13 protein-coding genes are annotated in these 10,651 nt (G+C 72.0%); 10 read left to right on the top strand and 3 right to left on the bottom strand.

Features of this window, described 5'->3' with window-relative positions:
* The first annotated feature begins 518 nt into the window (after positions 1–518).
* From rpmH to BTM25_RS03280, 5 genes are read left to right on the top strand one after another with little or no spacing between them, the layout of a single operon-like run.
* The gene (gene rpmH / locus BTM25_RS03300; RefSeq protein WP_103561264.1) at positions 519–656 is read left to right on the top strand and encodes a 50S ribosomal protein L34; all 138 of its coding nucleotides are present in this window, start codon (positions 519–521) and stop codon (positions 654–656) included.
* Between the two features lie 31 nt (positions 657–687).
* Entirely contained in the window at positions 688–1,059 is a 372-nt protein-coding gene (gene rnpA / locus BTM25_RS03295) for a ribonuclease P protein component (protein WP_103561263.1), read from the top strand.
* Positions 1,056–1,382, top strand: a complete 327-nt coding sequence (yidD, locus tag BTM25_RS03290) for a membrane protein insertion efficiency factor YidD (RefSeq protein WP_103561262.1) — start codon at positions 1,056–1,058, stop codon at positions 1,380–1,382. The genes rnpA and yidD overlap by 4 nt, the downstream gene beginning before the upstream one ends.
* On the top strand, positions 1,375–2,331 hold the full coding sequence (gene yidC, locus BTM25_RS03285) for a membrane protein insertase YidC (protein ID WP_103561261.1): 957 nt from the start codon (positions 1,375–1,377) through the stop codon (positions 2,329–2,331). The genes yidD and yidC overlap by 8 nt, the downstream gene beginning before the upstream one ends.
* A gap of 36 nt (positions 2,332–2,367) precedes the next feature.
* Positions 2,368–2,853, top strand: coding sequence for a Jag family protein (locus tag BTM25_RS03280; protein ID WP_103561260.1), 486 nt, complete (start codon positions 2,368–2,370; stop codon positions 2,851–2,853).
* Positions 2,854–2,935: 82 nt separating this feature from the next.
* Here the strand turns inward: BTM25_RS03280 and BTM25_RS03275 are convergent, their stop codons facing one another.
* On the bottom strand, positions 2,936–3,361 hold the full coding sequence (locus tag BTM25_RS03275) for a DUF6458 family protein (RefSeq protein WP_103561259.1): 426 nt from the start codon (positions 3,359–3,361) through the stop codon (positions 2,936–2,938).
* Positions 3,362–3,490: 129 nt separating this feature from the next.
* Here BTM25_RS03275 and rsmG point away from each other — a divergent pair, with 129 nt between their 5' ends.
* The 5 genes from rsmG to BTM25_RS03250 all read left to right on the top strand — a co-directional run bounded on the left by rsmG (position 3,491) and on the right by BTM25_RS03250 (position 8,149).
* Positions 3,491–4,141: a 16S rRNA (guanine(527)-N(7))-methyltransferase RsmG gene (gene rsmG, locus BTM25_RS03270; RefSeq protein WP_103561258.1), complete on the top strand. Its 651-nt coding sequence runs from the start codon at positions 3,491–3,493 to the stop codon at positions 4,139–4,141.
* Between the two features lie 236 nt (positions 4,142–4,377).
* A complete protein-coding gene (locus tag BTM25_RS03265) occupies positions 4,378–5,262 on the top strand; it encodes a ParA family protein (RefSeq protein ID WP_103561257.1) in 885 nt (294 codons plus the stop codon).
* Positions 5,259–6,224 carry a ParB/RepB/Spo0J family partition protein gene (locus tag BTM25_RS03260; protein ID WP_103561256.1) on the top strand — a complete coding sequence of 322 codons (966 nt, stop codon included), beginning with the start codon at positions 5,259–5,261 and terminating at the stop codon, positions 6,222–6,224. Before BTM25_RS03265 ends, BTM25_RS03260 begins: the two co-directional genes overlap by 4 nt.
* Positions 6,221–7,177 (top strand): pentapeptide repeat-containing protein, encoded by a 957-nt coding sequence (locus BTM25_RS03255; protein WP_103561255.1) that lies wholly within the window; start codon positions 6,221–6,223, stop codon positions 7,175–7,177. The genes BTM25_RS03260 and BTM25_RS03255 overlap by 4 nt, the downstream gene beginning before the upstream one ends.
* Before the next feature lie 432 nt (positions 7,178–7,609).
* A complete protein-coding gene (locus BTM25_RS03250) occupies positions 7,610–8,149 on the top strand; it encodes an AAA family ATPase (protein WP_103562720.1) in 540 nt (179 codons plus the stop codon).
* Positions 8,150–8,164: 15 nt separating this feature from the next.
* Here BTM25_RS03250 and BTM25_RS03245 read toward each other — a convergent pair whose 3' ends face one another.
* Both BTM25_RS03245 and BTM25_RS03240 read right to left on the bottom strand, forming a co-directional pair.
* On the bottom strand, positions 8,165–9,115 hold the full coding sequence (locus tag BTM25_RS03245; protein ID WP_103561254.1) for a D-alanine--D-alanine ligase family protein: 951 nt from the start codon (positions 9,113–9,115) through the stop codon (positions 8,165–8,167).
* A 69-nt stretch (positions 9,116–9,184) separates the two neighbouring features.
* Positions 9,185–10,420: an aminotransferase-like domain-containing protein gene (locus BTM25_RS03240; RefSeq protein ID WP_407923375.1), complete on the bottom strand. Its 1,236-nt coding sequence runs from the start codon at positions 10,418–10,420 to the stop codon at positions 9,185–9,187.
* Positions 10,421–10,651 lie beyond the last annotated feature (231 nt).

The following is a 10,651-nucleotide window of genomic DNA, read 5'->3' as shown; positions in this document are numbered from 1 at the left end:
GCCGCAAGAACCCCGCTCGCAACACGAACGCCCACCTGTGGAGAACCCTCTCGAACCTTGTCCACAGCCTTGAACACCGTCCAGTCCCGACCATCCACAACCCGTGATCACCCGGCCCCCCGCGGACCCGGCCTTGGACAGTGATCTATGCGCGCCAAGGCCACGGAGAACAAGGCGCGCCGCACACCACCGACCACCGAAGATCCACACCGCGCCCCGAGTTATCCACAGCTTCACGCCCAACCGCCCCAACCAACCCGAAGCACACCCCATCCGGTGCGGCCGGGTCCGGAGAGGTGACGGGGGTCGGTTCGGGCCGGATTGCGGGAGTGGCGACGCGGTTCGGTTTGACCGGAAGGCGAATCGGCCCGTAACGTGCTGAGGTCGAGACGCATCGACGGAGATGACGCGTGCCCGCCGCCTGGCAGGCCCCCGCTGCGGGGGACCGGACGCGGACCCGTGATGCGAGCTATCGCGCCCTGGCAGACCGTATCGACCGCAGCACCTGGAGCCTTCAAGTGAGCAAGCGTACTTTCCAGCCGAACAACCGCCGTCGCCACAAGAAGCACGGCTTCCGGCTCCGGATGCGCACCCGCGCCGGCCGTGCCGTGCTGGCCGCGCGTCGCGGCAAGGGCCGCGCGCGCATCGCGGTCTGACCGGACCGACCCCGACCGCACCGAACCAGCCATGCTGTCGCCGGCGAACCGGATGCGGCGGCGGGACGAGTTCGGCGTGGCCGTCCGGCGCGGTCAGCGCGCCGGACGGCCGACGCTCGTCCTGCACCTGCTGACTCGTCCGGACGTGCCGGACCCGCCGCTCGTCGGCTTCGTCGTGGCACGGTCCGTCGGCAACGCCGTCGTACGCAACCGGGTACGGCGGCGGCTGCGTCACCTGATGCGCGATCACGTGCATCGCCTGCCGCGCGGTAGCCTGCTCGTAGTGCGCGCGAACCCCGCCGCGGCGGAGGCGCGCGCCGACGACCTGGCAGCGGACCTGGACTCGGCGCTGGAGCGCGTCCGTCGACGTCCGGCACGGCCCACGTCCAAGGGGCGGAGATGACGAGTGCCACCGACGACCCGAGCCTCGCGGCCCGGGCGCTGATCCTGCTCGTCCACGGCTACCGTCGCCTCCTCAGCCCGCTCCTCGGCGGGCAGTGCCGCTTCCACCCGACGTGCAGCGCGTACGGTCTCGAAGCGCTCCAGGTGCACGGCGCCCTGCGCGGCACCTGGCTGACGGCCCGGCGGATCGGCCGGTGCCATCCCTTCAACCGCGGCGGCCACGATCCCGTCCCGCCGCGCGGGGACGCGCCCGCGCCCGAGGCGCCCTCCGGCCGCTCCGGCGGCCCCGCCCTAGCAGAGCCCAAGGAGCTGCCCGGTGCTTGACTGGCTATACGAGATCGTCTCCCAGCTCATCGTGTGGATCCACGCCGCGCTGAGCCTGGTCGTCCCCGAGGACAGCGGGTGGGCCTGGGGCGGCTCGATCATCCTGCTCACGGTGCTGCTGCGGCTGCTGATGGTGCCGCTGTTCGTCAAGCAGATCCACGCGTCGCGGAAGATGCAGGAGCTGAACCCGAAGGTCCAGGCGCTGCGCAAGAAGTACAAGAACGACAAGCAGCGCATGAACCAGGAGGTCATGAAGCTCTACCAGGAGAACGGCGCGAACCCGCTGTCGGGCTGCCTGCCGCTCCTGGTGCAGATGCCGGTGTTCATCGGCCTCTTCCAGACGCTGAAGCGCATCTCCGACGCCAAGCAGGGCCACAGCGTCTTTGCGATGAGCTGGGACCTCGTCCACAGCGCGCAGCGCGCGAACATCTTCAGCGCCCACATCCCGGACACGTTCCTCAACGCGTGGAGCGACAAGACGTGGAGCGCGATCATCGTCACCGGCCTCGCCGTGGTGATCAGCTCGTGCACGACGTTCTTCAGCGTCCGGTCCAGCATGAAGCGCCAGCCCGCCGCCACCGGCGACGCCAACCCGATGGCGCAGGCGCAGAAGATGATGGTGTTCCTCGCGCCGCTGTTCGGCCTGTTCGGCCTCGGGTTCCCGCTGGGCGTCCTGATGTACTGGGTGACGTCGAACAGCTGGACGCTCGCGCAGCAGAACTACATCTTCGCCAAGTTCCCGCCGCCCGGATCCGAGGCGGAGAAGGCCAAGGAGGCCAAAGAGGCCAAGGCCGCGAAGAACGGGCAGGCGCCGGGCGGGCTGAAGACCAAGCTGACCAAGGCCGCCCAGGACGAGCCGGCGCCGGTGGAGGACGACAAGCCGAAGGTCGTCCGGAACCAGCCGACGCGCAAGTCGCGAAGCAAGCGCAGCGGCACCCCGAAGCGTTAGTTTGACTGTCCGGACTCGTCCACGAAGGAGTTCCCGTTGAGCCAGACCGACACCACCGAGGTCGACGTCCAGGCGCTCGAGCAGGAGGGCGAGATCGCCGCCGACTACATCGAGGGCCTGCTGGACATCGGCGACTTCGACGGCGACATCGACATGGACGTCGAGGGTGAGCGCGCCGTCGTCGCCGTGGTCGGGGCGTCCCTGGACGAGCTGGTCGGCAAGCGCGGCGAGGTGCTGGAGGCGCTCCAGGAGCTGACGCGGCTCGCCGTCCACCGGCAGACCGGGAACCGCACCCGGCTCATGCTCGACATCGGCGGCTACCGGGAGCGCCGCCGCGCCGAGCTGGCCGCGCTGGGCGCGGACGTGTCCGCCGAGGTCCAGAAGAGCGGGCAGCCGAAGCCGCTGGCGCCGATGACGCCGTTCGAACGCAAGATCGTCCACGACGCGATCGCGGCGGCGGGGCTGCGCAGCGAGTCCGAGGGCGAGGAGCCCGAGCGTTTCGTGGTGGTCTACCCGAGCTGATCCGCATGTCGAACGGCCCCGGCACCAGGGATGGTGCCGGGGCCGTCGCGTGTTCGCGGGCTCCCCGTCGCCCGTGCCGGGGTCAGCGGCGGCCCGGCGGGTTGTTCTGCCGGGCGGGGTCCTGCTGGTAGGCGGGATCGTTGGCGTAGGCGGGATCGTTGGCGAGCGCGGGATCGTCGGGTTCGCGCGGGCGCGACTCGGCGGCGGGCCGGGCCGCGACGGGACGTTCCACGATGCGTTCGGTCGGCGGGGCCTGCGTGACCGGACGCTCCACGACGCGCTCCTCGCGGAAGACCGTGTCGCCGTCGGGCGACGGCGGCGTCTCCACGAGCTGCGCGGCGCGGCGGCGCGGACGGGTGTAGGCGTAGGTGAACACCATGCTGGCGATTCCCACGAGCATGAGGATCGCGCCGACCAGGTGAATGTCGATTCCACTGAGGTCGAACCGGACGGCGAACGCGAGGATCGCCCCGATGGCGATGAACGCCAGACTGACTCCGATTCCCATCGGCCGGAGCCTCCTTCCATGACGAGCGGGCAGCACCGGAGGGCTCTCTACCCCGTCTGCCGCGAATATGCCTGCGGCACCGGGCCCGCGTGTGTCCGCCGTCCGCGGTTTTGTGGAACGATGCGTTCGGTGGGGATCGCAAGTGAGGTTTTCGGCGACGCGCTGCCGGTCGCGGAGCGGTACGCGGAGTTTCTCGCCGGTGCCGGGGTCGAGCGCGGTCTGATCGGGCCGCGCGAGGCGGACCGGCTGTGGGAGCGCCATCTGATCAACTGCGCCGTCGCGGCCGAGGCGATCCCCGAAGGGGCGACGGTCGTGGACATCGGCTCGGGGGCGGGGCTGCCCGGTCTCGTGCTGGCGATCGTCCGGCCCGACCTGGCGGTGACGCTGCTGGAACCGCTGCTGCGCCGGACGACCTTCCTGCACGAGGCGGTCGAGCTGCTCGGGCTGACGAACGTCGAGGTGCGGCGCGGACGCGCGGAGGAGTCGGCGCGGGACCTGTCCGCCGACGTCGCGACGGCGCGGGCGGTGGCGCCGCTGGAACGGCTCGTGACCTGGGCGCTTCCGCTGCTGCGTCCGGGCGGGGAACTGCTGGCGCTGAAGGGCGAGCGCGCGGCTGCGGAACTGGACGAGGCGCGTCCGGTCCTCCAGCGTTTCGGTGTGCGGACGGCCGAACTGCTCCAAGTCGGGCAAGGTAAGGTCGAGCCGCCGACAACGCTTGTCCGAGTGGTCGCGGATCGCACCCCCCGGCGCGCTCCACGGTCGAGGAAGAGGTCTTCATGAGCACGGGACCAGGACTGGGCCGGCCCGACCGCGCCGGCGAGCCCACCGACGACGAGCCGACCGAGACGTCCGGCGAACCGGGGGAGTCCGAGCCGGGTGAGCCCCGGTCCGGGCATGCGATGTGGGGAAGTACGACGTCCGGTACGGCGGAGAACGTCGGCTATGTACCGACGGGACGGAGCGCCACGGTGCCCGCTCCGCGTCGGGGACGCTCATCTCAGGGGGAGTCAGAACTCGTGCGCGAGGCGCTCAAGGACGCCAAGGTTTCACGGGAAACCGGAGCGGCGACCAGCACGGCCGCGAGCCGCAGCGGCGACCGGGAATGGCCGCGTCCGGAGCGCTGCCGGGTCATCACGATCGCGAACCAGAAGGGCGGCGTCGGGAAGACCACCAGTTCGGTGAACCTGGCGGCGTCGCTGGCGATGCACGGCGCGCAGGTGCTCGTCGTGGACCTCGACCCGCAGGGCAACGCGTCCACGGCGCTCGGCATCGACCACCACGCCGAGGTGCCGTCGATCTACGACGTGCTGATCGAGGACATGCCGCTGGCGGAGATCGTCGTCCCGGCGCCCGAGATCCCGAACCTGTTCTGCGCTCCGGCGACGCTGAACCTGGCCGGCGCGGAGATCGAGCTGGTCTCCAAGGTGGCGCGCGAGTCGCGGTTGCAGCGTGCGCTGGAGGCGTACGACAAGGAGAAGTTCGACTACGTCCTCATCGACTGCCCGCCGTCGCTCGGCCTGCTGACGGTGAACGCGCTGGTCGGCGGGGAGGAACTGCTCATCCCGATCCAGTGCGAGTACTACGCGCTGGAGGGCCTGGGCCAGCTCATCCGGACCGTGGACCTCGTGAAGGCGCACCTCAACCCGACGCTGAGCGTGTCCACGATCCTGCTGACGATGTACGACGCGCGGACGCGGCTGGCGGCGCAGGTCGCCGAGGACGTCCGCAACCATTTCGGGGACGTCGTCCTCGGCACGGTGATCCCCCGGAGCGTCCGCGTCTCCGAGGCGCCGAGCTACGGACAGTCCGTCATGACCTACGACCCGGGGTCCAGCGGGGCGCTCGCCTACAGTGAGGCGGCGTCCGAGATGGCCCACCGTGGAGCGGGAGCCGTGCAGTGAGCCAGCCACGCCGCGGTCTCGGCAAGGGACTCGACGCGCTCATTCCGACCGGGCCGCCGCCTTCGGTGCCCGCGCCGGCGGGTGCGGCTGATCCGGTGCCGTCCGGGCCACTGACGGGCGCGCCGGTCGCCGGCGCGTACTTCGCCGAGCTGGCACCGACGACGATTCGCCCGAACCCCTGGCAGCCGCGCGATCATTTCGATGAGGACGCGCTGGCCGAGCTGGCGGAATCCATTTCGATGGTGGGTCTGCTCCAGCCGATCGTCGTCCGGCGGATCGACGATCCGGAGCACGAGTACGAGCTGATCATGGGCGAGCGGCGCTGGCGGGCGTCGCAGGTCGCCGGGCTGAGCGCGGTCCCGGCGATCATCCGGGCGACGTCCGACGACGACATGCTCCGCGACGCGCTCATGGAGAACCTGCACCGCCAGCAGCTCAACGCGCTGGAGGAGGCGGCGGCCTACCAGCAGCTCCTGGACGACTTCGGCGTCACCCACGACCAGCTTGCCCGGCGCATCGGACGGTCGCGTCCGCACATCAGCAACACGCTGCGGCTGCTGAACCTGCCGCGGGCCGTCCAGGTGCGCCTGGCCGCCGAGGTGATCTCGGCCGGGCACGCCCGTGCGCTGCTGTCGCTGGACAGCGTCGAGGCGCAGGAGCTGCTGGCCAAGCGGATCGTCGCCGAGGGCCTGTCGGTGCGGGCCGTCGAGGAGATCATCGCACTGCGCGAGGTCGAGGACGGGCCGTCGGCGCCGCGTCAGGGCCGCCGTAAGAAGCCGGTCGCGCCGGAGCTGAAGCGGCTCGCGGACCGGCTGTCGGACCGGTACGAGACGAAGGTCCGCGTCGATCTCGGCCGGAACAAGGGCAAGATCGTGGTGGAGTTCGCGTCCCTGGAGGACCTGGAGCGCATCATCGCGTCGATGGCGCCGGAGGAGGCGGGCGTCGCGACGGAGGGTCCGTGACGTTCGCCGGGCTGCGCGGCGACTGCGGGCAGTGCTTCGGGCTGTGCTGCGTCGCGCTGCCGTTCGCCGTGTCGTCGGATTTCGCGGTGGACAAGGCGGCGGGCGAGCCGTGCCGCAACCTCCTCGCCGACTCGCGCTGCTCGATCCACGACCGTCTTCCCGCCGCCGGGTTCCGGGGCTGCACGGTGTTCGACTGCTTCGGCGCGGGGCAGCGGGTGTCGCAGGAGACGTTCGGCGGCCGGGACTGGCGCTCGTCCCCGTCGGCGTCGGCGATGTTCCGGACGTTCCCGGTCGTGCGGGCGCTGCACGAGCTGCTCTGGTACGTCACCGAGGCGCTGGAGCGGGCGGACGCGGCGGACGTCCACGACGAACTGCGCACGGCCCGCAAGGAGATCGACGCGGTGGCGTCCGGGACGCCGGACGAACTGGCCGCCGTAGACGTGAACGCTCTGCGCGACGCGGTGAACGCCCTGCTGCTGCGGGTGAGTGAGGCCGTCCGCGCCCCTGAGGCCACCCCCGGCGCGACGCCGGACGCCGGCTCACGCGAGCGGAACGCGGCCGGATCGCCGTCCAGAACGGCCCGGCAGGGCGCTGGCGCGTCGTCGCGCGGGAAGCGCCGTGGCGCGAAGGTGGCCGTCGTGCCACGGAGCGGGAAGCACGCTGATCTGCGTGGCGTGAACTGGCGGGGCGAGGATCTGGTCGGTGCGTCGCTGCGAGGCGCCGATCTGCGCGGGGCGAACCTGCGCGGCGCATGCCTGATCACGGCGGATCTGCGTGACGCCGATCTGCGGCGCGCCGACCTCATCGGCGCGGACCTCCGCGACACGGATCTGTGTGGGGCGGACCTGACGGACGCGCTGTTCCTGACCGTCCCGCAGCTCGCGGCGGCCCGAGGCGACGCGGCGACGCGTCTCCCCCGCCATCTCGACGCGCCCGCGCACTGGACGCCCTAACCGCGCTGTTTCACGGGAAACCAACAGCGACACGCACGCCGCCGAGCGCGCCGCTTTCCGGCCCGCCACCATGCGACACACCGAACGCGCCGGTGGCCGACGTGCGGGCGGGCGATGCGCCGGGCGAGCTGGTGGCCGACGCGCCGCCGGGCGACATGCCAGGTGAGCCGGTGGACCGCGCGCCGGGCAGCGGAGCGGCCGGCGCGCCCGAATCGGGCGGTCTCGGCCGCGAACTGGACATGCTCGGCCGCGTTCGAGGCGACCCGTTTCACGGGAAACCAACAGCGATACACACGACGCCGAGGGCGCGCCCGTATCGGCCGAGTCTGTTTCACGGGAAACGTGGTTTCACGGGAAACCGCAGGACGGGGTTTGCTCGTGATGGGGAAAGTTCGTGCCTGGTGCGGGGAAGGGGTGGGCGGGGAGGTGCGGATGTCGGACGGACGGGTCGTCATCGTCAGCGGGCCGCCGGGTGCGGGCAAGAGCACGGTGGCGCGGGTGCTCGCCGAACGTGTCGCGCCCAGCGTCCATGTCCATGGGGACGACTTCTGGGGGTTCATCCGGCGCGGGCGCATCGCGCCGTACCTGCCGGAGTCGGCGGCGCAGAACGCCGTCGTCATCGGTATCGCCGCGCGGGCCGCCTGTGGCTACGCCGCCGCCGGGTACGAGGTGTTCTATGACGGCATCGTCGGGCCGTGGTTCCTCGACGCGTTCCGGGCGGCGAGCGCGGAGCGCGGTGTCGAGCTTCATTACGTCGTGCTGTACCCGGACGTCGACACCGTGCTGCGCCGCGCCGCCGGGCGCGGCCCCGAGATGCTGCGGGCGCCCGAGCCGATCCGGTCGCTGCACGAGCAGTTTCGCGACCTCGGCGCGCTGCGCGCCCACGCGCTGGACTCGGCCGTCCTCACGATCGAGGAGACCGCCGACGCCATCGAACGCCGGCTCGCGAAGGGCGCGCTCCGCCTGCCGTAGTTTCCCGTGAAACCGTCAGCGGGTCTCGTCCAGGCGGCGCACCAGGAGGTCCCGGCAGACCGTCCCGAGGTCGAGGCCCGCCGCCGCGACGGCGCGCGGCAGCAGGCTCGTCTCGGTCATCCCCGGCGCCACGTTGACTTCGAGGAAGCGGACCTCGCCGGACGCGTCCACGATGAGGTCCGTCCGGGACAGGTCGCGCAGCCCGAGCGCCCGGTGCGCGGTGACGGCGGCGGCCGTGGCGGCGTCGGCGGCGGCCGTGGACAGCCGGGCCGGCGTCACGAACGCCGTGTCCCCCGCGTCGTACCGGGCGGTGTAGTCGTACAGCCCGTGCGGCGCGACGATCTCGACGGCGGGCAGCGCGACCGGCCCGGACGGCCGTTCGATCACGCTCACCGCCACCTCCGTCCCGGAGACGTACTGCTCGACGAGCGCCGCGTCCCCGTAGGCGAAGCACCCGACCATCGCCGCCGACAGGTCCGCCGCCTCCCGCACCACCGACGCGCCCAGCGCCGACCCGCCGCGCGTCGGTTTCACGAACAACGGCAGCCCGAGCCGCGACACGATCCGGTCCAGCACGGCCGCCGCGCCGAGGTCGTAGAAGATCTCCTTCGGCAGCGCGACGGAACGCGGCGTCGACACGCCCGCGCGCCGCACGACGGCCTTGGCGGCGGGCTTGTCCCACGCGACGCGGCATGCGTCCGGCCGCGCCCCGATGTACGGCAGCTCCAGCAGTTCGAGGACGCCGCGCACCGACCCGTCCTCCCCGGCCGTGCCGTGCAGGACGGGGAACACCGCGTCCGGACGGTCCCGCGCGAGGGCGTCCAGCAGTGTCGCGTCGGCGTCGCGCAGCTCGACGGGGACGTCCAGGGCGCGCAGCGCGTCCGCCACGCGCCGCCCCGAGCGCAGCGAGACCTCCCGCTCGTACGACAGGCCTCCGGCGAGGACGACGACGTGCCCGAGTTCCACAACTGCTCCCTCACACGAGAAAGGGTCGGCTCCCCCGGCGGAGGAGCCGACCCTGACGACGATCGCCGGTCAGACGACGCCAGGCCCGGGGGTGTGCACCCCGCCGGACGCGGCGCCCGGCCGGACTCCACCGAAAGTGTCCCGCATCCGGATCTCCGATTCGATCACGCCCGCGAGCCGCCGTACGCCCTCGCGGATCCGGTCCGGCTCGGGGAAGCAGTAGGACAGGCGCATGTTGCGCCGTCCGCCGCCGTCGGCGTAGAACCCGGTGCCGGGGACGTAGGCGACGCGCTCGGCGATGGCGCGGGGGGCCATCGCCTTGGCGTCCAGGCCCTCGGGCAGCGTGAGCCAGACGAAGAAGCCGCCGCCGGGACGCGTCCACGTGCAACCGTCCGGCATGAGCGCGTCGAGCGCGTCGAGCATCGCGTCGCGCCGCGACCGGTACAGCTCGCGGAACGACTTGATCTGCTCGCGCCACGGCTGCGTCGTCAGGTACTCGCGGACGGCCACCTGCGACAGCGCCGGATGGCACAGCACGGCGGACTCGGCGGCGAGGACGAGCTTGGCCCGGACGGCGTGCGGCGCGAGCGCCCATCCGACCCGCAGCCCGGACGCGATCGTCTTGGAGAACGAGCCGAGGTAGATGACGCGCTCGGAGTCGTCGGCGCGCATGGCCCGGGTGGGCTCGCCGTCGAAGCCGAGCAGGCCATACGGATTGTCCTCGATGACCAGAACGTCGTACGCGGCGCAGATCTCCAGGATCTGGGCGCGCCGGGCGGTGGTGAGCGTGACGCCGGACGGGTTCTGGAAGTTCGGCACCGTGTAGAGGAACTTGACGCGGCGGCCCTCGCGGGTGAGCCGGTCGAGCGTCTCGCGGAGCGCGGCGGGGATGAGGCCGCCCTCGTCCAGCGGGACGTGGACGACGTCGGCCTGGTAGGAGGCGAACGTGCCGAGCGCCCCCACGTAGGACGGCGCCTCGGCGAGGACCACGTCGCCCGGGTCCACGAAGATCTTGGTGACGAGGTCGAGGGCCTGCTGCGCGCCGACCGTGACGACGACGTCGTCGGCGGACGCGGTGATGCCCTCCAGGGCCATGACGTCGCAGATCCGCTCGCGGAGCACGACGTCGCCCTGCGCGGACCCGTACTGGAGCGCCTCGGCGCCCCGGTTCGCCACGAGGTCGCCGATCATGTCGCCGACGACGTCCAGCGGCAGCGCGGACACGTACGGCGCCCCGCCGGCCAGCGAGACGACCTCGGGACGGGCGACCATCGCGAACAGTGCGCGGATCTCCGACGGCACCATGCCTGCTGCACGGGCCGCGTAGCGATCGGAGTAGGCATCTGTTCGCGCGTGCTGTTCCACGAGGCACCTCCGAGGGGTGATCGGAATCTCTTTCAACCTACGGCATCGCGGCCGTCCGGCTGGACGGCGGGGGCGGTGTTCCGACCGTCTTCCGATACGATGCCCGAGGACCCCGGCCGGTTGGCGGGACTTTCGGGGAAGTGGCCGTCCGCCGCACCGGCCCGGCGCGGT

It is taken from the genome of Actinomadura rubteroloni (assembly GCF_002911665.1).
Lineage (GTDB): Bacteria > Actinomycetota > Actinomycetes > Streptosporangiales > Streptosporangiaceae > Spirillospora > Spirillospora rubteroloni.
Note: the sequence above shows the minus strand (reverse complement) of the source record. Positions and strands in the feature narration are given on the sequence as shown.